This window comes from Reinekea sp. (assembly GCF_046710285.1).
Lineage (GTDB): Bacteria > Pseudomonadota > Gammaproteobacteria > Pseudomonadales > Natronospirillaceae > Reinekea.
Genome location: NZ_JBKEGY010000002.1, coordinates 43,910 through 67,391 on the forward strand (window position 1 = coordinate 43,910; position 23,482 = coordinate 67,391).

The following is a 23,482-nucleotide window of genomic DNA, read 5'->3' on the forward strand; positions in this document are numbered from 1 at the left end:
AAAGCAATGGGCAAAGTAGAGCTCATCAATTAGCAAACAACGGTAATTAAAAGGAGTTCTATATGTTAAATGATCTAAACGGTAAAGACGTGACAATTACCCTATCTGCCACGGCGTGGGGAAACTTTGATATAGCAGGAAAAATCATTGAGGTCAGCGAAGATTGGGTTAAGCTTCAAGGTAAAAAGAAAATAGAATTAATTGCTACCTCGGCGATTAAAAAAATATCGTATAAGTTGTAAGTGCTTGTAGTCTTCGCACTTAACAAGGCTGTAAACCCTACCAAAATTGCTACGCGATTTTGTGTTTAGTACAACAACTGATGCGCCATAAACCCGCCACCCAACAATAAACTAAACAAGGTCGCTGAAAGCAGTAACGGCTTGGTGCCTGCGGCTTTGACCGCGCTGAATTTAGTTTGTAAGCCTAATGCGGTCATCGCGATTGTTAACAGCAACTGCGCACTGATTTGCAATGTAGAAACCACTGGCTCCGGTAAGTTAAATAGGCTGTTGAAGATCACCATGGCGATAAAGCCAAATACAAACCAAGGCCAAGGAATGGCTTGTGCCGTACTGGTTTGAGTGGCGGTGTTTTTACGTTGATACAGCGCGGCAATAATAATCACCACTGGGGCCAGCATCATGACGCGCATGAGTTTAACCACCACGGCGTTGTTCATGGCTTGCATATCAATGGCTTGCCCGGCGGCTACGGCTTGGGCAACTTCATGAACAGTGCTGCCAATGTAAATACCAAATGATTCACTGCTCAGTTGGCTGATATGAAAAATAAACGGGTAGCAAAACAAGGCCAACGTGCCGAATACCACTACGGTGGCCACGGCGACCGATACATCTTGCTGTTTGGCTTTAAGTACTGGCTCTGTCGCTAATATGGCAGCGGCACCGCACACGGCGCTGCCCACGGAGATAAGAATCGTTTCTTCGCGGCCCATGCCTAACATACGCACCCCAAGAATGTAGCCCACACTGAGAACGGTACTAATCACCAACATATCGAGTATGGCCGCTTGCCAACCCACAGCGGCTAGTTGAGTCAAGGTGAGGTGACTGCCAAATAAGATGATGCCTGCGCGTAACAGCTTCTTTTTACTGAACTCTAATATGGCCAAACTGCGTGCGGTTACTGGTTGATTGGCCAATAGATTACCGACAATAATGCCCAGCACAATGGCCAGCGGTAAGGCGCCAATGCCATTGTGTTGGGCAAATTCGGTTCTTGCGCTCATAAAGGCGACAAGGCTGATAATCGGTAGGGCAATCCACATAAGGCTTATTCTTGAATGAGATAAGGCTAGACTAATTCAGTTATATGAATAAAAATAATGGATATATATAAACTAAAACATAAGAAACTCTAATGAATCTATCTATGCGGCAGTTAAAGCTGTTTGAAGCCATTTGTCGGTGTCATTCGCTTACCGATGCCGCCGAAGAACAGGCGATTAGCCAATCGGCAGCCAGTCAATCCTTAAAAGAGTTGGAAAAACAGCTCGGCTATAGCCTGTTCCGCAAAACCGGACGCACGCTGACCTTAACCGAAGCCGGTTCTTTAGCCTTACCGAAGGTTCGTCAGGTGTTGGCGAATTTAGACAGTTTGCGGTTCCCCAGTGAGCAGTTTGTCGGTGGTGTGTTGAATGTCAGCGCCAGTGAAACCATTGCTTCGTACTTAATGCCGCAACTGCTGGCAGACTTCGTCGCTCGATTCCCTAAAGTCGAGCCACACTTAAATATCGATAACACCGAGCGAGTGGTCCAGCATGTCGAAAACAGCCAAGCCAGCGTAGGGTTCATTGAAGGCCCGGCCTATTCCAGTGGCACTCGCCAAGAGCTTTGGCTAGAAGATCAGCTGATTGTCTTTGCTGGGCCTGATTTTCACTGGTCTAGCCGTAAAAACATTCCATCGGGGGAGCTGGCCGCTCAGCCTTGGATTGTACGTGAACCTGGCTCGGGCACACGGGCGGTATTTGACCATGCCTTCCAGCAACGCCAAGAAACGCCGCGCATTAAGCTGGCGCTATCACGCCAAGAGGCTATTAAACAATCAGCCAGAGCTGGCTTGGGGGTGGGTTGCTTGTCTCAATTGTCGGTGGTCGATGAACTGGCCTCAGGTGTTTTAGTACCACTAGAAACCTCGCTTAACTTAACACGGCGGTTCTCGTTGTTGTCGTTGAAAGAAGCGGCACCCACGGCCTTGGTGAAAGAGTTTTTGCAGTTTGCTCGTCACTGGAAGCCCTAGTAATCCCGTATAAGCTGACATTTTGACCTACTCGATTCGCTTAATGGCCGATTTGTATACTGCGTTCCGCTCTCTCTTACCTATAGCAACAACCGTAACGAGAACGACATCATCTTCAACTTGGTAAACCAGCCTAAAGCCAGCCGCTTTAAGTTTAATTTTGTAGCAGTTTTGGATGCCACTGAGTTTCGCTGATTCAACATGTGGGTTATCTAAGCGCTCAATTAGCTTTTTCTTAAACTGCGCTTTAACGGGCGGTGCAAGTTTGTCCCATTCCTTTTTTGCTTGAATTTTAAAGGCCAGCTCATAAGTCATGAACTGAAACCTTGATCGTGTCTTCATCTTCTCTTTGGCGAACCAGTTCTGCAAGTTCCATGTCTTCAAGCTTGTCCATCAAAGCTTCATAGGCCTCGGCGGGTACACAATAGAAAGCAGGTTGGTTCCTATTTAGAACAGCAATTGGAAAACCTTCTGCGCTTTCAACCGCTGCCATAGGGTTCTTTTTTAGCTCTGAAATACTAATGGAAGAGTCTGCTAAAATTTGAGTGATCATTAGGTACTCCTTTTTCAATAGACCTAATAATAGACCTATAATTAGGTCTATTCAATGATTTTGAGTAGAAATAACCTCAATCCTTCTCTTGTTGTTAAGTAGGTCGATACAGACGTTGATCTTTGACGGCCAATAGGGTTCGAAGTTGTATTTCGCAATATTTCTACGCTCAACGCGCTAAAGGTTCTCTATTTATTAGCATTTTTCGCGCTAATTCATTCACTATTGATTTACATCAAGAAAGTTCGTTGTTAAGGTGATCTCACAAAATTCATATAACATTGATTTATATTTTTGAGAGAGTAATACATGAGTCTTAACATCGGCAGTATCGAAGAACAAAAACAGGTGAATGACTTAGATTTTCCCTTAGTGATTTTGCCACCCAATGACCAGGTCGCCAGTGAAAAATTGGCCTTTGATGACTGGATTACAGCGCATAATGCTGAACTACATGAACGCTTAATTCGTCATGGCGCTATTTTATTTCGGGGGTTTCCGGTGTCGTCCGCAGATGCTTTTGAAGCCTTTCTGGATCAAACGGATTATCAGAATATGCCATACGTGGGCGGCGCGGCACCGAGAACACAGGTGACTAAATCACGCATTGTGACGGCGAATGAATCACCCGCGACGGAAAAAATTCCGTTTCATCATGAAATGGCGCAAACACCGCACCCGCCAGGTTACATTTTCTTTTATTGCGACATTGCCCCCGCCTCGGGTGGTGCCACGTCAATTTTGCACTCCGCTGAAATTTGCCAACGCTTCTTTGAAATATCGCCAGAGTTTGCACAACAAGTGGAACAACAAGGCGTGCGCTACATTCGCTTTATGCCCGCTGTAACTGATACCGCCTCTGCCATTGGCCGATCTTGGAAAGAAACCTTTCATGTGACCACGCGCGAAGAATGCGAAGCTAAATTGAAAGAGCACGGCATGAGCTGGGAGTGGCTAGACGATGACTTGCTGCGTACCGAATCACAAACCTTAGCGGCTATTCGCTTCGATGAAGAGACGCAACAAAAAACATTTTTCAATTCTATTCTTGCCGTTTATACCGGTTGGGATGATGCCCGCAATGTTGCTAACAAAGCCGTGGTGCTCAACAACGGTGAGGTGATGGATGCCGATGTGATGGCGAAAACCGTTGAAGCCATGGATGAGCTGTGTGTGAACTTTCAGTGGCATGAAGGCGATGTGTTATTTTTGAATAACCACACCGTGTTACATGCTCGTGAACCTTTTACCGGTGATCGCCGTATTTTGGCGTCAATTGCATTTAAGTAGAGTTGAAAGGCCCAACGGTGATTGGGCTTTAATGTCAAAGAGCGTGTTAGTCATTCACCCCTAAGTAAATTTGAGCCTTGTGGGGTTTCGATATTGAGGCAAAGGGCTTAGGTAGACTGAGCCCCGCCTTGCTCACCCACAGGGTCAAAGACTTAAATGGATCAATGGCATCGGTGTTATCTGAAAACCCTTCAAGTTCATCTTCAATAGATTCGAGCGCTTCATTACCGAAAATTTGAAACAGACTGCTAACAATGTCAGGGGCGGTCATTTTTTCGTGTACTACTACTAAAGAATTGCGTATTTCTTCCCATTTTTGCGCTGACAATGATGGCTGCTTTGACAATCTCTTTAGAATTTTTTCTTGCAAGAGTTCGCTTTCTTCTGCCCTAGCGTAACTGACTAATTCCGAAACCAGTTCATCGTCTAACGTTATTTTTAAAGGTTCAAAGAGCGTGGCAATTTGTGGTGATTTTAACTGCGCTTCTTGCCATATCCAGGCGTTGTATTGCTGAGTTTGGTCGACATAATATTCTTTGAAGTTGGCAACAGGCTTCACTTTTTGGTTTTTAGGAAAGTGGGTTTTTAACTGAGAAAGCAACGCTTTCAGGTTATCGGTTTCAATTGCCTTCATAAACATGCCCTTAGGGCGCGGCAAGGTGTTTGGCATCGGGTTATTGGTGACCGTAAAGTTACCGCCTTCGAGTGCAATGGTAATATCAGTAAAGTAAACCGGCTCAATATCGGCCCCATCATCGGCATGTACTTCTGCAATGGCTACGTTGATGTGTTTGCTTGGGTGACGCCATAGCGATAATTGCGCGGTGACACTGCCCATAAAGGTTTCATAAAAGCCTTCGTCTTCAAACCCCAGTTTTTTTAGCAGCTCAGAGTCTTCATTGATTTTGCTTTGATACGTCCAATGTTTTTTTGCTGAACGTTCCAAGCCAAAATTGATGGGAGGGAGTGAGGTAGCGACTGTTGAAAATGGGCCGCTACCGGTGCGTAACGATTTTCGTATACGCCAAAAAAATCGACCAACGAAGAACCCAACCACCAAAATAATAATTAAAAATACGACTCCGAGAATTTGCAACACGATCATTTATAATTCCTTTTTAAATATAATATGCCTTTTAAGCGTGGTTTATTTTAGAGAATGAGAAAATAAACCAGAAAGGGTGTTAACAGAATTGCCAAATACAGGCAGATTGCCATTGTTTTAGCGACAAAGCCGACATCATTTAGGCCTAGATCTTGTTTATATTCATTTATTAACGCCAATCGAGTTGGGAAGTCGACAGGTTCGCTGTTACGACAATTAAAAATTGCTAATGCTTGAGAAATGAACGTCTCTGGTGTGCTGTTTGCACTCAGTTTTGATAGTTGTTGACGAATGTCCAGAGTGAAGTACTGGTTAAGCGCCGCAAGCAGCATAAATAAGCCAATTGGGTATAAAATAACTTCGCCCATCCAATATGCGATAATTAAGAGGCCGATGCCACTGAACCCTGAAAAATACAAACGGCTGCGCTCGCTGAGTGTCATGTGTATTATTTGACCGCCATCTAACGGCATAAACGGAAGCAAGTTAAAACCGTTAATCACAATCAACACAATAGCCGAAAAAATAAGCCACTCTGGTGCCCAGCCGACGTACCAAACTATTAACACACCCAAGATAAGCCCAGGTAATGGACCCGCTAAGTACACAATATACCGATGCCAATAGTTAGGCTTCTTGGCTATGCCGGTTGCCGCAGCCCCCAAACCCGGAATAAAGAAGACACTGGTTTGGTAATATCCAAAAAACCGCATTGCGGCATAGTGACCGAGCTCATGAATGATGAGTACGGTGACGAGTATTGGTAAAAAGTCCCAGCCTAACCAAAAGCCAAAAAATACAGCGAAGACAATGAGGCTGACGACGAACGTTATCCAAGGCAAAATGGCTCTTCGGTTGGGCAGGGTTTCGAACTTCTCATGTAGGTTGATAAAGTTTTCTTGCGTGCCGCTGAGCTGTGGCGCTGTAATCAAATTGCGAAACGCAAAAGGGTCGTCACTTTTTTGCCGGTTAGTTAGCTCTTTCTCTCTATTGCTTAAACGGGTAGCCGCTTCCTTTACCACTCGGAATGCAGATTGAGCGCGGTAGTAGTAGGCTTGAGTATTGCCATCGAATATATCTTGGCTAATGGCAACTTCAACAGAGGTTGTCCAAGTCTGATTTAGCCAATGAATGCTTGCGAGATGATCCCATTGGGCTTTATTGCTTTGAGCTTGGGTTGGCATCTTTAGTTCGGCTCTGTTGTTGTGTTTGCGTAACAATGTGGAGAAGTCGTTAACCGCAAATCGCTCATGAATATTTGCTAGATTGGGGATTGGCAAAAATGAACTAAAATCGTTGGTACTGGTGATGGCACGCTCAGAATCTAAGTGGGTAACAATGATGATTTCGCAAGGGTCTATTGCGGTCGGCATTAACGCGGCACGCAAATAAATAAAGGTATTTGTTTCTGGGTGAGAAAAGACCGCATGAGTGAGCTGGCCTGAAATATCAGCCTCCATCAGTTGTTGATGCACAAAGCCTGATAACACGAAGCCTTCCGCTAGAATTGGCTTAGCGGTTGCATCGAAAAAAACTCGTTCCGATTCGGTGAGTGATTCCTCGGGTATGGAAGACATAAGTGGGACTTGGTTTTTAATACCAAGCAGCTTCATTACTTGGCGGAAAACCCCTGCATATTTAAACACAAAAAAAATAAAAATTAATACGAGAACGTTCGTCATTCCTTGCCCTTTTCCTTATTCAATCTTAAAAGTCCTGTTTTGATTCTGATATTTCGTTATTTGGCCGAGGTCATCCGTCGTCTGTGCCATGGACGGGTCCACGGCGTCCCTATTTTGCAGTACCTCGGCACGGAATAAGGTTACTAAACCAACTTTGTTATCACCTGCGGGTTATTATGCAATGTTCGGTGTACCGGGCAACGATCGGCTATTTCCATTAAACGGGTTGTTTGCGCTTCGGTTAAGTCGCCAGTAATTTGCACATGGCGGTGTAAGCTCTCTACTTGCTGAGGTTTATCGCCTGCGTTGCCCGCATCGGATAAATAATCTCGACTATGAAATAGAGATACTTCGACGTGCTCTAACGCTAGTTTTTTCCTATCCGCGTACATACGCATGGTCATTGCGGTGCAGGCTCCTAAGGCCGCCAGTAAATGCTCATAAGGGTCGGGGCCGGTGTTGCTGCCGCCAACATTGCGCGGCTCATCTGCAAACCAGTGATGGTGGTCAGTGAAAATACTCTGCTGAAATTTATGGTCTAACTCACTGACCACGACATGGCCTTTGGCAACGCTTGGGCTTTTTACTTCTTCTTGTGGTAAGTAACGGCTTGCCCAACCGGCAATGGTTTCTGCAACGTATTCACTATCGGCAACGTTTGAGAGTAAGTGGTCCGCCGTATCTAAGCTCACAAATGATTTTGGATGCATAGCCTCCGAATAAATACGCTCGGCTTCAGATACATTTACCGTTTGGTCTAGCGGTGAGTGCATGATTAATAACGCTTTATTGAGGTTCTTCAAATGGTCAGTTGATTGGTTTTGAATATCGTCAATAAATTGCTTTTTAATGGTGAACTGACGACCCCCCAGCGAAACATCGGCATAACCTGCGGTTTCAATTTCATTTAACGAGGCGTGGAAGTTTTTGACTACATGGCTGGCTTCAAACGGCGCTGCAATTGTCACGACCGCTTTTGCTTCAGCAACCAAAGGAGCCATGGCTAAAATAGCAGCGCCTCCTAAGCTGTGACCAATCAGTAACTCTGGCGCTTGATGGTGTTCACGTAAATAATCAACGGCGGCTAATAAGTCAGCGGTATTGGATGAAAAATTAGTATTGGCAAAGTCACCGTCGCTGTTACCTAAGCCGGTGAAATCAAACCGTAAAACAGCGAAGCCTCGTTGTACTAAAAATCGACTAATACGTGAGGCCGCGGCAATGTCTTTGCCACAAGTAAAGCAATGCGCGAACAAAACATAGGCTCTGGGTTTTTCATTTGGCATTTCCAACAAGCCGGCCAAGGTGGCGCCATTACTGGTAAATTCAATTTTTTGTCGCATGAGAAAACCTTTTTACTTGGTTTGAATGGTGTTTAGCAACCGAGGGTGGTGACTAAACGCTAAAAATCTCCCCAGCGTTGTTGAAGTAAACTCAAGATCACCACCGGGGCTGTTTCTGTTCGTAAAATTCGGGGCCCTAACTGCCAAGCATCAAAGCCTTGAGCTTTGCTGTGCTTCACCTCTTCATCGGTTAAGCCACCTTCAGGGCCAATCAAAAAACTGATTGAGCTCGGTGCTGCCGTTTGCCAGTCAGGTTGAGATGTAGCAGTGTGCAAGACCAGTTTTACATCACTGTTTTGCTCACCTGTCCATTGACTTAAGCTTTGAATGGGCGCGAGTTTAGGAACAACGTCACGATAGCATTGCTCACAAGCACTGGCGATGACACCCTGCCAATGTTGCATTTTCTTTTCAATTCTATCTGCTTTAAGTTTGAGGTCGCAACGTTCGCTGGTCAGCGGGGTTATGTGTGTTACGCCAAGTTCAGTGGCTTTTTGCAAGGCATAATCAAAGCGGTCACCTTTACTCATGACCAAGCCCATGTGGGTTTGCAAGGGCGATTCGGTATTGGAAATGAGTTCTTCGATAATGGTTACATTGGCGGTTTTTTTGCCAACATCGGTCAGCTGCGCAGAGAATCGCTGCCCTACACCGTTGAATAGCTGTAAATCAGCGCCCGCAGTTAGTCTAAGCACTTTGACTAGGTGTTGAAAAACCGCAGGCGGCAACTCAATGGTTTGCCCGCTTGCCGTGGCTTCAGGTAACAGAGCTCGGATGGTTCTCATAAGCTGTTATTAGGCTCGCACTGGTTAAGCTGTTCGGGCGTGATCCATTGCTGGGTTATCCAATCTTCCAAAATGCATTGGCGATATTGTGCACTGTATTCGAGTGCATTTTCACGAGTTTCAGGAAAGGAGGTCGGCCATTGTGCTAACAAAGCAGGGCCACAGCGCTCTGCTGCGGCTTCAACGCCTTTTACACAGACCATCGCAGGAATGCCTAAGCAACTAAAGGTTGCGTCTTGCTGGCACATCCATTGCGGAGCATTTTGGTTTAAATACTGCAAGTAAATGATCGAAGGTATTTCTGTCGGACTCTTGTCTTGTGCAAAAGTAACAACCGATGCTAATAATAAAGGCCCAACCAAAGAGTAGAGTCTCATTGGACTAGCCCAGAAGTTTCATCTAACTCAAAGCGACAGTTCATATTCTGCACAGCCGCACCCGAAGCGCCCTTGCCTAAGTTATCTAAACGAGCAACCAAATAAATTCGTTGGTTAGATTCAAACACGAATAGCTCTAAGCGGTTCGTTCCGTTACAGGCTGTTGGCTCCAAAAAGCCATCGACTAAGGCTGAATTGTCATTGAGCGCAAAGAGTTTGATAAAGGGTTCATCTTTATAAGTCTGGCTTAAGGTATCGTGTATTTGTTGCGCAGTGCCAAGCAACAAGTGTTGATGCAAAGCGACGGATACCAACATGCCCTGCTCAAAATTACCGACCGTTGGCACAAACACAGGCGCAAAGTCTAACCCCGGCACAGCTTGCATTTCAGGTAAATGCTTATGGTTTAAGTCGAGGTTTTTTAAGCGCGCTGCACCGTCTTCCGCTTGTTGCTTATCAAAAGCTTGATAGTCCGCAATCATCGCCTTACCGCCACCGCTGTAACCGGTAATGGCTTGCACAACCATTGGGTAATCTTTCGGAATGATACCCGCTTGCACTAAGGGTGCCGTGAGCAAAGTCATGCCGCTAGGGTAACAACCCGGGTTAGCAATACGCTGCGTGGTTTTAAGCTTAGCGCGCTGACCGGGTAATTCAGGTATGCCATAAACCCAGCTTGGGTCAGTACGGAAAGCACTCGATGCATCAATCACTACGGTATCGCTATTGTCTATAAGCGCCACGGCTTCTTTACTGGCCTCATCGGGCAAACACAAGAAAACAACATCAGCCTTATTTAAAAGCTCACGTCGCAAGTCAGGATCTTTTTTCTGAGATTCTGGAATGCTAAGCACATCGACATTCGGGTGAGCAGCAAGGCGTTCTTGAATTTGTAAGCCCGTGGTTCCATATTGGCCATCGATGTAGGCAGTGATCTTTTTCATGTCGTCGTTTCTTACTCGGAAGCTGGAGAAGGCTAAGTATAGGGTATTGGGTGGCAAAACGAAAAAGCGTTTTGCAGCTGCAAGCTGTCAGTTTCAAGCTGCAGGTAAGGTCAAAGGAAAAGAGCGGTTTTGGGCTGCGTGTTAAAAGCCAAAATCGGCGCCTTTGCTGTATTAGATGTCAGGGTGGGTGAGGGGGTGAATTTAAAAGTGAATGACTGTTTGAGCGCAGCGAGTTGTTATGAACGGCTTAAATTTACACCGGACCCCTAAAGCTGGCATCATGCCATGGGCTGAGGATAGTGGGTGGTTGTGGTGGCTGGATTTTGTGGTTGGCTGTCGCGTCTCCGCTTTGCTTCGAAGGCTCCTACCGGGTTAAAACCAATAAACGGTGTCTTGGCTGTAGCAGATGCTGGCGAGGCTTAGCTTACATGGATGTACTTGCAGCGCCCGAACACAGGAAATTCAGCGGCGCAGCGAAGTAGAATCACTTGAACTTACTCGCAGCTCTAAACTTGCAGCTAAAAACTGCTTTCTTTAATTTCCTCAAGCTGTCGATCTTTAATCGCCCAAATATCGGCTACCCACTTTTGAAACTCTGCTTTATCGGCGGGTTTGTTGGTGTAATCCATTGCTGAGAACTGTTTGGGGATGTCTAGTTGGCGAAGTTTTAAGGTGATGCCGCCTACTTGTCCACAGGCCATATCCCAAGTTGAGGGTGCTTTGCCTTGATAATGGATGGTTGCGTCGATTAGGGTGTCGAACTTGTCGCCTAGTGCTTGAATGGTGAAGGCTAAGCCGCCTGCTTTGGGTTTGAGTAAGTGCTGGTAAGGTGAGCTTTGTTGCTTGTGCTTGCTCGGCGTAAAACGAGTGCCTTCAAGAAAGTTGACGACGGTTGTCGGTTCTTCGGAAAATTTTTCGCAGGCCTTTTTGGTGGTTTCTAGGTCTTTGCCGGCCTTTTCTGGGTGTTTTTTTAGATAGGCTCGGGAGTAACGAGACATAAAGGGGTAATCCATACCCCACCAAGCAGCGCCAGCAATAGGGACCCAAAACAACTGACTTTTAATAAAAAACTTCAGAACGGGTAGCTTTCGGTAGGTGGCGAAAAATAGCACGAAGATATCGAGCCAACTTTGATGATTGGAAACAATGAGGTTCCATTGGTCCATGCTCATTTCAATATCATGCTCGATATCTACGTTAAGCCGATGAACATGGCGCATCCACCAAAGAATTCCGCCCACCCAAATGAGTGATACTTCAACGATGATGGGGTTAGCTAAGCGTTTGCTGAGTGCGTTAGGCAGTATCAAACGGAAAAATATGCCAATAAACAAAAAGACGCCGAGAAACAGCGTATGAACAAGTAATGTGATGACGGAAATCACGCCAAGTAAGTGAGCAAGAAGTTTTCGCACAACAATCCACTTAATCAGTTAATTCTTTATTTTTACGTTGTCTAAGAAATATTGCAAGTTTGCAGCGCCTTGCGAATCTGCAGCCTGGGGTTAAACACCGCTTGGGTGGTTAATTCCCATTGCTCGGTCGCTTTGCGTGCCTCCATGCACCGCTAAACTTCGGCATCCATGCCTCAGATTCCCAAGCAATGGAAATTAGCCAACCAAGCTTACCAAAGCACCGTTCTAATATTTTACTGGTAGCTGAGAGCTTACAGCTTTTTAGTCCTAAACTCGCAGCCCGAAGCTGAAAGCTTCTACTTCAACTGCGGCACGATGCTAGCTTTTGGGCTCCGGTGTAAATTTAAGCCGTTCATAACAACTCGCTGCGCTCAAACAGTCATTCACTTTTAAATATACCCCCTCACCCACGCTATCACCTGATACAGCTCAGGTACCACTTTTAACCAAAACTGACAGCTTCTTAGCCCGATTCCCAATCAAGACAAACCCAGCACCCCTGCTCACCAAAGCACTGTTGTAATATGTTACTGACAGCTGGTAGCTGAAAGCTTGCAGCTTTTTTGGTTCAAACCCGCAGCTCGCAGCCCAAAACTAAAAACCGCCCTCAGTCTTTCCCCAACTGCTCCAAAATCGCCAACGTCGGCGCAGATTGGTTCATACTATAAAAATGCAGCTTTGGTGCGCCGGCTTGTATTAAGTCTTTGCAAAGGTCGACAACAAAGTTGAGGCCAATTGATTGAATGCGTTGAACATCGTCGCCGCAAGTTTGTAAGGCTTGGTGCATCCAACGTGGAATGTCGGCGCCACAAGCTTCTGAGAAACGTGACAGTGCGCTGAAATTGGTGATCGGCATGATGCCGGGCACAATAGGAATATCACAGCCGCGTTTACGTACTTCGTCTACGAAGTGTTTGTAGGCGTTTACGTTGTAAAAATATTGGGTAATGGCGCTGTCGGCTCCGGCTTTTGCTTTGGCCACGAAGAAGTCTATATCTTTGTCTAAATTCTGCGCTTGCGGGTGCATTTCTGGGTAGGCGGCCACTTCGATGGTAAAAGCATCTCCGAAGGTTTCGCGTACATAGGCAACTAAGTCTGAAGCGTGATTAAAATCACCACCGGTGCCGCGCATTCCGCTTGGTAAATCGCCTCTTAGCGCGACGATGCGTGTTATGCCGGCATCACGATATTTTTCTAATAGCGCTTTGATGGTGGCGCGATCAGAGCCAATACAAGATAAATGCGGTGCCGCCGAAACGCCACGCTGGTTTAGCTCGATGACCGTGTTAATTGTACGCTCTTGAGTAGACCCACCCGCGCCATAAGTGACACTGAAAAACTCAGGGTTAGCGACTTTTAATTCTTCATGTGCTTTTAAAAGCTTTTCATAACCCGCATCGGTCTTAGGCGGAAAAAACTCAAAACTAACAGGAACAACAGTGTTCATTTCAACAGTCCTTGGATAAAACGAATCTCACGCCTTTTTAAAAAGATCTAAATAAGACTCTAAATTTGATTTTGACGAATAAAAGCAGTTTTAAGCTGCAAAACTTGTAGGAGCGCTCGAAGCTTGCGAAGACGCGAAGGTTTGGTGCTGACCTGTCGCCTCTCCACGTTGTTCCGAAGACTCCTACGAAAACCTTGCGCATTAAATTTCTACTGCTGTCCTTAATCTCCTACTTGTAGCTTGCAGCTAAAAACTTGCAGCTTTCTTTAATACTTATACTCTTCCGGCTTAAACGGGCCTTCGACTGGCACGTTTATATACTTCGCCTGAGTTTCCGTCAGTGTGGTTAATACACCGCCGAAGCCTTTGACCATTTCTGCTGCGACTTCTTCGTCTAATTTCTTAGGCAAAATTTTCACGTAGAGGTTTTCTGTTTTCTCTGCGGCTGGTAGGTCTGCAAATTTCTTTTCGTATAAGTACATTTGTGCAAGTACTTGGTTGGCAAATGAACCATCCATGATGCGGCTTGGGTGGCCTGTTGCGTTGCCTAGGTTTACTAAGCGACCTTCAGAAAGAAGAATTAAGAAGTCATCTTTTGCTTCACTACGATAAATTTGGTGAACCTGTGGCTTAACTTCTTGCCACTTCCAATTTTTGCGCATGAAGGCGGTGTCAATTTCGTTGTCGAAGTGACCGATGTTACAAACAACGGCACCTTTTTTAACGGCGGCTAGCATGTTTTTGTCACAGACGTTGGTGTTGCCGGTGGTGGTTACAATGAGGTCTGTGTTTTCTAATAACTGGGTATTGATGCTGTTTGCGGTGCCGTCGTTTTGGCCGTTGTTAAATGGCGATACAACTTCGAAGCCGTCCATGCAGGCTTGCATCGCACAGATTGGATCAATTTCGGTAACTTTGACGATCATGCCTTCTTGACGAAGAGAGGCTGCTGAGCCTTTACCGACATCGCCATATCCAATGACTAGCGCTTTTTTACCGGCTAATAGGTGATCGGTGCCGCGCTTGATGGCGTCGTTTAACGAATGACGGCAACCGTATTTGTTGTCGTTCTTTGATTTTGTAACTGCGTCGTTGACGTTGATCGCGGGTACTTTTAATTCGCCTTTTTCTAGCATTTCTAATAAGCGGTGAACGCCGGTGGTGGTTTCTTCTGAAATACCGTGAATACGATCAAGTAGTTGCGGGTATTTGTTGTGAACCATTTCGGTTAGGTCGCCGCCGTCATCTAAAATGATGTTTGCATCCCAAACGTCGGTGCTGCCGGTTTCGGCTAAAATGGTTTGTTCAATACACCACAAGAATTCTTCTTCGGTTTCGCCTTTCCAAGCAAACACAGGAATGTTGGCTGCGGCTATGGCTGCTGCTGCGTGGTCTTGAGTTGAGAAGATATTACAAGAAGACCAACGAACGTCAGCACCTAAATCGATCAACGTTTCTATCAATACCGCTGTTTGGATTGTCATGTGAATACAACCCATAATCTTTGCACCGGCTAATGGCTGTTCTGCGTGGTACTTTTTACGTAACGCCATTAATGCTGGCATTTCGCTTTCAGCAATTGCAATTTCCTTACGGCCCCAATCAGCCAAAGAAATATCCGCAACTTTATAATCTGTAAAGGTAGACATATTTTGTAATCCTCTATTTTCAGTAGGTGCATCAGGATTATCCGATCCAGCCATTTTTTTTAAATTCTGTTTTAAGCTGCGGGCTTCGAGCTGCGGGTAAGTTCAAAAGACATGGGCCTTAGGCCAACATCGAATTTATCCCTTAACTTGAAGCTAAAATTTTAACTCACAACATGATATCCGCTGTGGCGTTGAACTTGCCTTGCTCGGTCGCTGCAAGTACCTCCCTGTAAGCTAAACATCGCCATCCATGGCTCAAATTCCCGATCAAACCAAGTTCAACACCCCAGCTAACCACGGCACCGCTTTTAATTTTAACTGACAGCTTACAGCTTACAGCTGAAAGCTGGCAGCTTCTTTACCCGAAGCTCGCAGCTCGCAGCCAATAACCGTTTTTAAAGCGCCGCTTTCAAAACCCCAACTTTATCTAAATTCTCCCAGCTAAACCCTTCCCGTCCAAAGTGGCCATAAGCGGCTGTTGGGCGATAAATGGGTTTGCGTAGGTCGAGCATTTCGATGATGCCGCGTGGGCGTAGGTCGAAGTTTTCGCGTACTAGCTGCGCTATTGCTTGCTCTGATATTTTGTTGGTGCCAAAGGTGTTGATTGAAATTGAAGTCGGTTCAGCTACGCCAATGGCGTATGACACTTGAATTTCACAACGGTCAGCTAAGCCGGCGGCGACGATATTTTTAGCTACATAGCGACCTGCATAGGCTGCTGAACGGTCAACTTTTGATGGGTCTTTGCCCGAAAATGCGCCGCCACCGTGACGGGCCATGCCGCCGTAGGTATCGACAATAATTTTACGGCCGGTTAAACCGCAATCGCCTACTGGGCCACCAATCACAAAAATACCGGTTGGGTTTATGTGGTATTGGGTGTCGGCGTGCAGCCATTCTTTTGGTAATACTTCGTTGATGATTTCTTCACGGACGGCTTCACGTAAATCATCTAGACTGATGTCTGGGTTGTGTTGCGTTGATAACACAACGGCATCTACAGCAACGGGTTTGCCATTTTCATAGCGCAAGGTCACTTGTGATTTTGCATCGGGACGTAACCAGCCAAGTTTGCCGTTTTTACGTAATTTTGCCTGCTGTTCTACTAGGCGGTGAGCGTAGTAGATTGGCGCGGGCATTAGTGTGTCGGTTTCGTTGGTGGCGTAGCCAAACATTAGGCCTTGGTCGCCTGCGCCGAGGTCTTTGTCTTCGGCTTCATCTACGCCAACGGCGATGTCGCTAGACTGCTTGCCGATTGCGTTTAAGACTGCACAAGATTTACCATCGAAGCCGACGTCAGAGCTGTTGTAGCCGATGTCTAAAATAACATCTCGTACAATGTCTTCTAAATCTACGTAGGTAGAGGTACGAACTTCGCCTGCGACTATCGCCATGCCCGTTTTTACTAGGGTTTCGACGGCAACGCGTGCATGTGGGTCTTCAGCTATGATCGCATCCAATACGGCATCGGAAATTTGGTCCGCCATTTTGTCGGGATGACCTTCCGATACACTCTCAGAAGTAAAAACACTGTACTCGCTCATGGAACTTTTCCTTATTAACTAATGTGTTAAGCGTTGCTGTAAACTTGGGTTTGTACTTGGAACCCGTTCCGCAGCGCTAAAAATCTACTTTGGTTGTGTTCAAAGCCATGCTTGTTTGCCCACAGGTGTAATTCTTCTGGTTCAAAACCTAGCCACTGGTCTCCGCATTGATCTCTGGCCCACTCTTGATCGTGATGACAAAGGTCGGTAACGATGAGTAACCCGCCTGGTTTCAATAAACGTGCACATTGCGCCATTTCACTTTCTGGCATGGGTACGTGATGCAGTACCATGTTGTAAATAATAATGTCGTAGTGCGCATCTTGTTCAACTAAGGTTTCGGTGCTGCCTTCAATAAAGGAGACGTTTTTTAAATTGCCCACTTGAACCTTAGCTTGTTCAAGCATCACTGGGGAAATATCAATACCGACGACGTCGTCAAATCGTGAGGCTAAGGCTCTTAAAAACTCGCCTTTACCTGGACCGACTTCTAGTACTTTCTGTTGTTTTGGTCGCTCTAAACTGTCGAGCAGTTGCAGGGCTTCGGGACCATAGTTTTCAAACAAGACAATGCGTTCTTGATGCAGCTCGAATTCTTGAGCATGGTCAACAAAGAACTGACGCGCTGCATTGAGTCGATCAGAACGAATTTGCTGTTGTTGTATACGCACGGGCTCGGCTAATGGATGTGCATCAAGCTCACGGAATAACTGTTGTTGTATATTTAAGGTGTCACCTAGCGGGCGACGGTAAAAAATGGTGTTGCCTTCACGGCGCTTTTCCACCCACCCAGCCGTGCTGAGCACCTTGAGGTGATGGCTCATACCCGATTGCTTAACATCGAGCAGTTCGCTCAACTCTAAGACCCCATAAGCGCCTGAGCCTAACACCTGTAAGATGTTGAGCCGGGTTGGGTCTGAGATGGCTTTAAAAAAGCTGGAAATATCATTTATATTCATAGCGGGGAACGATAACAGCGGATTTAAAAAATGCAAGAACTATATCAATAGGTTTTGATATAGGTTGGTTTTTCACCAAGAGGTACGCTTGTTGTTTGCCTCTCAATTGGCGGTATTCGGTGGCGCTTCGTCAGGCTTGTCGGCTATTTCAATACGGTCACGTCCAAGGGTTTTAGAACGATAAAGCGCTTTATCGGCTATGCGAAATAGGGCTTCTAAGTCGGTCACTTGGCTAGAGGCAGCAACACCAAAGCTAGCGGTAATTTTTGAATTAGGCAAAACATCGATTGTCGCAACCGCTGTTCTGAGCTTTTGGGCGACTAGCGCAGCATCGGCGAGCGAGGTTTGCGGTAACACGATCAAAAACTCTTCGCCACCCCAACGCCCAACAACATCAGTAGCGCGGACGATGTGCGTGACAACATCGGCAAGTGCGATTAGTACGTTATCACCTTCACTGTGGCCAAACTTGTCGTTAATTTGCTTAAAATGGTCTAAATCTAGCAATATTATGGCGACTTCTTGTGTATGACGTTGGTATCGAGACCATTCTTGTGCGAGCACACTATCGAGTCTTTTTCGGTTCGCAATGCCCGTTAACGTGTCCGTTTCTGACATACGCTCAATAAGCTTTTTCTCGGTTATGTCGCTCGCCGTAAACCTAATTCCGGTAATGAGCCCGCTCGAATCACGAACAGGGTCGGCATAGAGATGTAACCAGTAAAGGGTGCCATTTTTATGAATTTGCTGAATATCACCCTGTTCTGATTGTCCTGAAAAAACTCGGTGTATCACCTCTTGTCGGATGTTGCGAAAGTTTTCAGGCGTGAGTGCTTCAGGGTTTATGTTTAATAGCTCTTCACGAGTGTACCCGGATACCTTGCACAGTGCGCTTGAGACTTCAGCAAAACGGTCATTGGGTGTTAACCTGGCTGATATGACGTATTGGTCGGTTAAACTAACTTGATGAGTTAGTTCTTTATTAAGAATGTTTAACTCGTTTGTGCGCTTTTTAATGGTATTTCGCAATGAGCGCATGACAATAACCAATATTGCTAATAACAACAGTAAAACAACAGCAATGCTTCCGGTTACCTTCACCAACTGCTGGGTTTTATCAGACTCAATATCTAGGTAGTCGTTTAATGTGAGGCCATCTAAGTTTCCGTTAACGGGCGCTAAGCCAAGTTGTTTATAAATATCGGCAATACGCTGAAACCTTGTCGAGTACAAGCTGCCTAATGCGACGAAATCAGATGCTATCATTTTGCGAATCACATCGGCTTCATAATTGAGTGCTTCGATGGTCTTACCAGATGGGTACTTGTTTTGTAGCCAATTAATCACCTCGCTAGGGTTGTCTAACGCATAGCGCCAGCCGAGGAGACTGGCCTCTTTAAAGGCGATGGCTCTTTCAGGGTATTTAGAAACGTAGCGTTCACTTGAATAAATGAGGTCACCATAAAAATCGATGCCATAGTTTGCGGGATCAATTATTTGAACATCGTAACCCGCTTGCTGGTATATGTAGGGTTCATTACTGAGGTAAGCAGACATGACGTCGATAGGTGGATTTGACTTAACCAATGCAAAATCTTCAAAGGTATGGTCAATCAATTCATAGTCTGCCTGGCGAATACCCAGTGAAATTAACATGGCTTGAATAGCCGCATCATCGGCATTTTTTTGAAACATGACCCGTTTACCAGACAGTTCAAAAGGGCTTAAAATGTCATTTTCTTTAATGCTGATTAGCACCGATGGCGAATGCTGGAAAACCGTTGAAAGAATAACGACAGGCTGGCCTTGCAACCGTTTGACGACAATGGATGAATCGGATAGTCCGAATTCAATATCGCCACTGATCACATCAGCAAATAGGTCTGAGTCTCCTTGGTGCTCAATTAATGTGACATCAAAGCCTGCATCTCGATAAAACCCTTTTTCGATGGCCGCATAATAACCCGCAAACTGAAACTGATGTTTCCATTTAAGTTTCAAAGACACTGACTCAAGCTCACTCGCCAATGTCATAGAGGCAAGGCTTAGGCATATTGTGATTGCCATTAAGATGAGATTAGAGCCGTTGACATTGAAATAGTTGGAGAGGGGTTTGATGCGCACAGAGCTTCCAAAAGATGCTTTATATTCTAAAAGAGTAGGTTAAAAGCTACAGAAAGCAATTGCAATGAGAGTCCAATTTTTTTTGCTGAAGCCCACTGTTTTATTAGGCGAGAGAACTATAAGCAATACAATGCGGAAATTCTGACCCTGAGGTCGTGATCACTTCACACTCAATATCGAAAACGTGTCCAATATTTTGGGCTGTAAATGTATCATTTATTAAGCCGTTTGCTTGGATCTCGCCATTTTTCATCAAAATTAATTCATCAGCGAAACGTGCCGCTAAGTTTAAGTCATGCAGCACGATGGCAATGGCTTTGTGTTCTTCATCGGCCATGCGACGAATATGAGTAAGGGTGTTGAGTGCGTGGGCAATGTCTAAATGATTGGTTGGCTCGTCTAGCAAAACAACGGGACTGGCTTGAGCAATGATGAGAGCAATCCAAGTACGCTGACGCTGACCGCCAGACAAGGTGGCGATTGGGCGTTCAGCTAATGGGCCTAATGCCATGGTTGCTAAAGCATTCTCAACTGCGTTGTTATCTTTTGTTGATGGCGATGAAAAGCCATTTCGATGAGCGTAGCGCCCCATCATCACCACTTCTCTGACGGTTAAGGCATTGGGTGCTTCAGGGTATTGAGTCAACATGGCAATTTTCTTAGCCGTGTCTTTGTTATTGGTTTTTAACAGCTGCTGCGATAACAGCAGTATTTCGCCTTGTTTGCGCGGTAACAGGCCGCGCAGTGCATGTAATGCGGTTGTTTTACCACAACCATTTGGGCCGCACAGCGCAACAACTTTACCAGGCTGCAATGAAAGTGAAAAATTCTTAACAGCGACTTTCGTGCCATGATTTACTTGGATATTGTTGGCGACTAATAGCGGGTTTTGTTTAAGCATGTTGGTTGACCTTGGTGCTCCAAAGTAAAAATAAAAAGTAAGGTGCGCCAATAAATGCTGTGACGGTACCCGTGGGAATCTCTAAAGGGGAAAACAACACTCGAGCAAAAATATCTGCAACCACGGTAATGGTACCGCCAATTAACAAGCAACCAGGAATTAACAGTTGCACCCTATAGCCGAATATACGTTGAGCAATGTGTGGCGCAATTAAGCCAACAAAGCCTAAAGCGCCGGCGGAAGAAACCGACAGTGCAATGAGTACGACCGCAAGTATCAGTAATAAATGCCGCGTTCGTTCCAGTGCGAGCCCGGTTGTTTGACTGGTTTGATCGTCGAGCAAACACTGCAAAAGTGTTAGTCGAAAAGAGTAGAGAAAGCCAACCACCATCAGTAACGCCGGCGCAATAATCTGTACATCTATCCAGCGAGCATGGTGCAAGGAACCTGCGATCCAAATCATCGCGTTAGATGCTTGGTAAACCGGGCCAGCAATAATGAGTAAGTTGATGATGCCTTTTAAACCCGCCGCCATAACAGCGCCCAGTAATATAAGCCTGATCGGAGTCATGGACTGTCCGCGAAGCATTAACATCAAAAATACCGCCATGGCCGCCGCGCCGAGTGTTGCAGCTAAAGGCTGCCACAAAACGCTAACAGTTAACGCATTGCTTTCGTTGGTAAATAAATATAAAAAACCAATAGCACCCAGTGCTGCGCCGTCGACTAAGCCTAATGCCGAGGGTGAACTGAGCGGGTTACGCGTTAGCCACTGTAGGAGCAAACCAGCTAAAGCCAATGAACCACCCGCAACTAAACCAAGAAATATTCGTGGCGCGCGAAGTTGATTGATAATAATTGAATCACTGCGCGAACCTTCACCGACTAATGCCCAAAACACTCGAATAGGTGAAAGGGTGGTGCTGCCAATTGAAATAGCGAATACGATCAAGAGCAAGCAGCTGAGGGCGAGTAAAATTAGCCAGATATTTTTACTGATCTTCATGCTGCAGCGCCACCCAATCGACCACGTTTAAGTTGAATCACAATCCAAGGTACGCCAAGAATAGCCATCATGGCGGTTATCGGCGCCTCTCCTGGCATAATGACAAATCGAGCAGCAATATCTGCAGCCAGAGCTAATAATGTACCTGCTAAAATACTGGCGAGGATCAGATGTTTATGCTGACGTGCACCAAAAGACCTTGCTAAATGAGGTGCCATAAGACCAAGGAAACCGACTGGTCCTGCCATGGCAACGCAGATACCTGCCAATAGTGCGGCACCAAGAAATACAAATATCTTCGCACGCCATACGTTTAAACCCATTGCGGTGGCTAAATGGTCATCGGTTAGCAATAAATCCAGTGCGGTATGGTGCCAATACGCGATGACACCAATGGCACAAACAATAGGGGAAACCCAAATTAGTGGTGCTATATCGCGATCGACAAAGGCGCCAGCAATCCAGAATAATAAATCTTCCATCGAACGCTCATCAAGAATCAGTAATGCTTGTGTTGTGGAGGCCGCTAAACCGGTGATCGCCGAGCCAACCAATAAAATTTCAGTTCGCCCAAAACCAGGCCCATTGAGTGAGGAAAAACCAAAGACCACCAGGGTAGTCAACAATGCCCCAGACACAGCGACAAAATTGAGAACAGCAAAGTTGCTAGAACCGACTAGCGAAATAAACACAACAACTGCAACGGCAGCGCCAGCATTTACACCTAATAAGCCGGGTTCAGAAAGTGGATTTTTTGAGGCGGTCTGCATTAATAAACCGGCTAACCCCAAAGTGCCACCAACGACAATGGCGATTAACGTACGAGGCAGTCTTAAGTCACGAACGATAAGGCTGGCTATCGAGTCATCGGTGCTTGTCAGTGCAAGCCAAACTTCATTAAAGCTGATGGACTGCAACCCCAATACTAAGCTTGCGGCCGTCAGGGAAATAAAGCACAGCACGAGAAATGGAAGAATAAAATAGGGCTGATTCAAAGATGTGTACAACTAAATTAGGGTGAGAATTTCGGTAATGTAAACGATTTATATTTGTCTTGCAATGCAAATGGCAATCATTATCATCTTTGTTTTTTGAAATAATCCACCTACCTAAGGAAATTAACGTGCGCACCTTACTTCGAATCCCCTTGTTCATAACAACCCTATTTTGTTCGATTGCTTACGCAGCAGATATTACACACGCTATGGGTAAGACGACCGTACCTGACCATCCGACCCGAGTTGTGGTGTTGACCAACGAAGGCACTGAAGCCATTATTTCTTTGGGTGTTATGCCGGTCGGTGCTGCTAACTCTTGGGTTGGTAAGCCTTGGTATCCGCATTTAATGGACGTGATGGTCGATGTTGAGCCAGTCGGAAAAGAATCTGGTGTTAACCTTGAGCTTATCGCTGCACTAGAGCCCGATCTTATTCTAGGGAATAAGACTCGACACGAAAAAATTTATACTCAACTGAGTGCCATAGCGCCTACAGTTTATTCTGAGCGTTTAAGAGGCGACTGGCGAATTAATTATCAATTGTATGCCGATGCCCTCAACAAATCAGAGCTCGGGAAGCAGCGTTTAGCTGAATATGATCAGCAGGTTGAAGATCTGTCCGTTGCCTTAGGCGATTCAATCAAAGAAGAAGTATCGGTCATTCGCTTTCTGGCTTCTCAAATCCGAATTTACCAATTAGACAGTTTCTCTGGTGTTTTGCTCTCTCAACTGGGTTTTGCCCGACCTGAAATACAAAACGTCGATAGTTTTGCAATAAAGACAGGTAAAGAAAGCATCCCAGACATGGACGGTGATCGCATTTTCTATTTCACCTATGAGTCGGGAGACGGTGAAGGTCTTGCCGCTGAAAAAGAGATATTAGCTGACCCTCTTTGGAATAAACTCAGTGCAGTTCAAGCAGGTAAATTACACGGCGTGGATGATTCGGTGTGGAATACTGCGGGTGGAATTTTAGCTGCAAGGCTTATGCTCGAAGATATCAAAAAAATATACCAGGTATCCCAGTAGTCCAGAGCTGATGCCACAGCCTATGAAAATAGGCTGTGGCAAAGAAAAGATTCTGGCTAGATCTATGTAT

General features: G+C 45.7%; 22 protein-coding genes. 4 read left to right on the forward strand and 18 right to left on the reverse strand.

Annotated elements, in window-relative coordinates; translation table 11 throughout:
* Nucleotides 1–62: 62 nt before the first annotated feature.
* Nucleotides 63–242 carry a hypothetical protein gene (locus ACI882_RS01775; protein ID WP_411743528.1) on the forward strand — a complete coding sequence of 60 codons (180 nt, stop codon included), beginning with the start codon at nt 63–65 and terminating at the stop codon, nt 240–242.
* Nucleotides 243–307: 65 nt separating this feature from the next.
* Here the strand turns inward: ACI882_RS01775 and ACI882_RS01780 are convergent, their stop codons facing one another.
* A complete protein-coding gene (locus ACI882_RS01780) occupies nt 308–1,291 on the reverse strand; it encodes a YeiH family protein (protein ID WP_411743527.1) in 984 nt (327 codons plus the stop codon).
* Between the two features lie 92 nt (nt 1,292–1,383).
* Here ACI882_RS01780 and ACI882_RS01785 point away from each other — a divergent pair, with 92 nt between their 5' ends.
* Complete coding sequence (locus tag ACI882_RS01785; protein WP_411743526.1) at nt 1,384–2,262, forward strand: LysR family transcriptional regulator; 879 nt, start codon at nt 1,384–1,386, stop codon at nt 2,260–2,262.
* 27 nt (nt 2,263–2,289) lie between these two features.
* On the opposite strand, the gene ACI882_RS01790 is transcribed toward ACI882_RS01785, so the two are convergent.
* Together ACI882_RS01790 and ACI882_RS01795 are read right to left on the reverse strand one after the other, a co-directional pair.
* Nucleotides 2,290–2,577: a type II toxin-antitoxin system RelE family toxin gene (locus ACI882_RS01790; protein WP_411743525.1), complete on the reverse strand. Its 288-nt coding sequence runs from the start codon at nt 2,575–2,577 to the stop codon at nt 2,290–2,292.
* Nucleotides 2,567–2,815 (reverse strand): type II toxin-antitoxin system Phd/YefM family antitoxin, encoded by a 249-nt coding sequence (locus ACI882_RS01795; protein ID WP_411743524.1) that lies wholly within the window; start codon nt 2,813–2,815, stop codon nt 2,567–2,569. The genes ACI882_RS01790 and ACI882_RS01795 overlap by 11 nt, the downstream gene beginning before the upstream one ends.
* Nucleotides 2,816–3,124: 309 nt before the next feature.
* On the opposite strand from ACI882_RS01795, the gene ACI882_RS01800 reads away from it, so the two are divergent.
* Nucleotides 3,125–4,105: a TauD/TfdA family dioxygenase gene (locus ACI882_RS01800; protein ID WP_411743523.1), complete on the forward strand. Its 981-nt coding sequence runs from the start codon at nt 3,125–3,127 to the stop codon at nt 4,103–4,105.
* Nucleotides 4,106–4,151: 46 nt separating this feature from the next.
* On the opposite strand, the gene ACI882_RS01805 is transcribed toward ACI882_RS01800, so the two are convergent.
* The 15 genes from ACI882_RS01805 to ACI882_RS01875 all read right to left on the reverse strand — a co-directional run bounded on the left by ACI882_RS01805 (nt 4,152) and on the right by ACI882_RS01875 (nt 22,381).
* The gene (locus tag ACI882_RS01805; RefSeq protein WP_411743522.1) at nt 4,152–5,210 is read right to left on the reverse strand and encodes a hypothetical protein; all 1,059 of its coding nucleotides are present in this window, start codon (nt 5,208–5,210) and stop codon (nt 4,152–4,154) included.
* A 47-nt stretch (nt 5,211–5,257) separates the two neighbouring features.
* Entirely contained in the window at nt 5,258–6,892 is a 1,635-nt protein-coding gene (locus ACI882_RS01810; RefSeq protein WP_411743521.1) for a site-2 protease family protein, read from the reverse strand.
* Nucleotides 6,893–7,035: 143 nt separating this feature from the next.
* On the reverse strand, nt 7,036–8,235 hold the full coding sequence (locus ACI882_RS01815; protein ID WP_411743520.1) for an alpha/beta fold hydrolase: 1,200 nt from the start codon (nt 8,233–8,235) through the stop codon (nt 7,036–7,038).
* 59 nt (nt 8,236–8,294) lie between these two features.
* On the reverse strand, nt 8,295–9,020 hold the full coding sequence (locus ACI882_RS01820) for a 16S rRNA (uracil(1498)-N(3))-methyltransferase (RefSeq protein ID WP_411743519.1): 726 nt from the start codon (nt 9,018–9,020) through the stop codon (nt 8,295–8,297).
* On the reverse strand, nt 9,017–9,397 hold the full coding sequence (locus tag ACI882_RS01825) for a hypothetical protein (RefSeq protein WP_411743518.1): 381 nt from the start codon (nt 9,395–9,397) through the stop codon (nt 9,017–9,019). Before ACI882_RS01825 ends, ACI882_RS01820 begins: the two co-directional genes overlap by 4 nt.
* On the reverse strand, nt 9,394–10,341 hold the full coding sequence (gene argC, locus ACI882_RS01830) for an N-acetyl-gamma-glutamyl-phosphate reductase (RefSeq protein ID WP_411743517.1): 948 nt from the start codon (nt 10,339–10,341) through the stop codon (nt 9,394–9,396). Before argC ends, ACI882_RS01825 begins: the two co-directional genes overlap by 4 nt.
* Nucleotides 10,342–10,859: 518 nt before the next feature.
* Nucleotides 10,860–11,756, reverse strand: a complete 897-nt coding sequence (locus ACI882_RS01835) for an acyltransferase (protein ID WP_411743516.1) — start codon at nt 11,754–11,756, stop codon at nt 10,860–10,862.
* Nucleotides 11,757–12,363: 607 nt separating this feature from the next.
* Complete coding sequence (gene metF / locus ACI882_RS01840; RefSeq protein WP_411743515.1) at nt 12,364–13,203, reverse strand: methylenetetrahydrofolate reductase [NAD(P)H]; 840 nt, start codon at nt 13,201–13,203, stop codon at nt 12,364–12,366.
* 266 nt (nt 13,204–13,469) lie between these two features.
* A complete protein-coding gene (gene ahcY, locus ACI882_RS01845; protein ID WP_411743514.1) occupies nt 13,470–14,852 on the reverse strand; it encodes an adenosylhomocysteinase in 1,383 nt (460 codons plus the stop codon).
* Nucleotides 14,853–15,247: 395 nt separating this feature from the next.
* Nucleotides 15,248–16,396 (reverse strand): methionine adenosyltransferase, encoded by a 1,149-nt coding sequence (gene metK / locus ACI882_RS01850; protein WP_411743513.1) that lies wholly within the window; start codon nt 16,394–16,396, stop codon nt 15,248–15,250.
* 26 nt (nt 16,397–16,422) lie between these two features.
* Nucleotides 16,423–17,355, reverse strand: coding sequence for a metalloregulator ArsR/SmtB family transcription factor (locus ACI882_RS01855; RefSeq protein WP_411743512.1), 933 nt, complete (start codon nt 17,353–17,355; stop codon nt 16,423–16,425).
* 102 nt (nt 17,356–17,457) lie between these two features.
* Nucleotides 17,458–19,479, reverse strand: a complete 2,022-nt coding sequence (locus tag ACI882_RS01860) for a diguanylate cyclase (RefSeq protein ID WP_411743511.1) — start codon at nt 19,477–19,479, stop codon at nt 17,458–17,460.
* Between the two features lie 103 nt (nt 19,480–19,582).
* Nucleotides 19,583–20,380, reverse strand: a complete 798-nt coding sequence (locus tag ACI882_RS01865) for an ABC transporter ATP-binding protein (protein ID WP_411743510.1) — start codon at nt 20,378–20,380, stop codon at nt 19,583–19,585.
* Nucleotides 20,373–21,386, reverse strand: a complete 1,014-nt coding sequence (locus ACI882_RS01870) for a FecCD family ABC transporter permease (protein WP_411743509.1) — start codon at nt 21,384–21,386, stop codon at nt 20,373–20,375. The genes ACI882_RS01865 and ACI882_RS01870 overlap by 8 nt, the downstream gene beginning before the upstream one ends.
* Nucleotides 21,383–22,381 (reverse strand): FecCD family ABC transporter permease, encoded by a 999-nt coding sequence (locus ACI882_RS01875; RefSeq protein ID WP_411743508.1) that lies wholly within the window; start codon nt 22,379–22,381, stop codon nt 21,383–21,385. The genes ACI882_RS01870 and ACI882_RS01875 overlap by 4 nt, the downstream gene beginning before the upstream one ends.
* Before the next feature lie 128 nt (nt 22,382–22,509).
* Between ACI882_RS01875 and ACI882_RS01880 the strand changes: the two genes are divergently transcribed.
* Complete coding sequence (locus ACI882_RS01880; protein WP_411743507.1) at nt 22,510–23,412, forward strand: ABC transporter substrate-binding protein; 903 nt, start codon at nt 22,510–22,512, stop codon at nt 23,410–23,412.
* The last annotated feature ends 70 nt before the right edge of the window (nt 23,413–23,482 follow it).

Excerpts from the sequence above, each read along its gene's own strand:
- ACI882_RS01775 (WP_411743528.1), top strand. The coding sequence starts at position 63 with ATGTTAAATGATCTAAACGGTAAAGACGTGACAATTACCCTATCTGCC.
- ACI882_RS01780 (WP_411743527.1), bottom strand. The coding sequence starts at position 1,291 with ATGTGGATTGCCCTACCGATTATCAGCCTTGTCGCCTTTATGAGCGCA.
- ACI882_RS01785 (WP_411743526.1), top strand. The coding sequence starts at position 1,384 with ATGAATCTATCTATGCGGCAGTTAAAGCTGTTTGAAGCCATTTGTCGG.
- ACI882_RS01790 (WP_411743525.1), bottom strand. The coding sequence starts at position 2,577 with ATGACTTATGAGCTGGCCTTTAAAATTCAAGCAAAAAAGGAATGGGAC.
- ACI882_RS01795 (WP_411743524.1), bottom strand. The coding sequence starts at position 2,815 with ATGATCACTCAAATTTTAGCAGACTCTTCCATTAGTATTTCAGAGCTA.
- ACI882_RS01800 (WP_411743523.1), top strand. The coding sequence starts at position 3,125 with ATGAGTCTTAACATCGGCAGTATCGAAGAACAAAAACAGGTGAATGAC.
- ACI882_RS01805 (WP_411743522.1), bottom strand. The coding sequence starts at position 5,210 with ATGATCGTGTTGCAAATTCTCGGAGTCGTATTTTTAATTATTATTTTG.
- ACI882_RS01810 (WP_411743521.1), bottom strand. The coding sequence starts at position 6,892 with ATGACGAACGTTCTCGTATTAATTTTTATTTTTTTTGTGTTTAAATAT.
- ACI882_RS01815 (WP_411743520.1), bottom strand. The coding sequence starts at position 8,235 with ATGCGACAAAAAATTGAATTTACCAGTAATGGCGCCACCTTGGCCGGC.
- ACI882_RS01820 (WP_411743519.1), bottom strand. The coding sequence starts at position 9,020 with ATGAGAACCATCCGAGCTCTGTTACCTGAAGCCACGGCAAGCGGGCAA.
- ACI882_RS01825 (WP_411743518.1), bottom strand. The coding sequence starts at position 9,397 with ATGAGACTCTACTCTTTGGTTGGGCCTTTATTATTAGCATCGGTTGTT.
- argC (WP_411743517.1), bottom strand. The coding sequence starts at position 10,341 with ATGAAAAAGATCACTGCCTACATCGATGGCCAATATGGAACCACGGGC.
- metF (WP_411743515.1), bottom strand. The coding sequence starts at position 13,203 with ATGAACACTGTTGTTCCTGTTAGTTTTGAGTTTTTTCCGCCTAAGACC.
- ahcY (WP_411743514.1), bottom strand. The coding sequence starts at position 14,852 with ATGTCTACCTTTACAGATTATAAAGTTGCGGATATTTCTTTGGCTGAT.
- metK (WP_411743513.1), bottom strand. The coding sequence starts at position 16,396 with ATGAGCGAGTACAGTGTTTTTACTTCTGAGAGTGTATCGGAAGGTCAT.
- ACI882_RS01855 (WP_411743512.1), bottom strand. The coding sequence starts at position 17,355 with ATGAATATAAATGATATTTCCAGCTTTTTTAAAGCCATCTCAGACCCA.
- ACI882_RS01865 (WP_411743510.1), bottom strand. The coding sequence starts at position 20,380 with ATGCTTAAACAAAACCCGCTATTAGTCGCCAACAATATCCAAGTAAAT.
- ACI882_RS01870 (WP_411743509.1), bottom strand. The coding sequence starts at position 21,386 with ATGAAGATCAGTAAAAATATCTGGCTAATTTTACTCGCCCTCAGCTGC.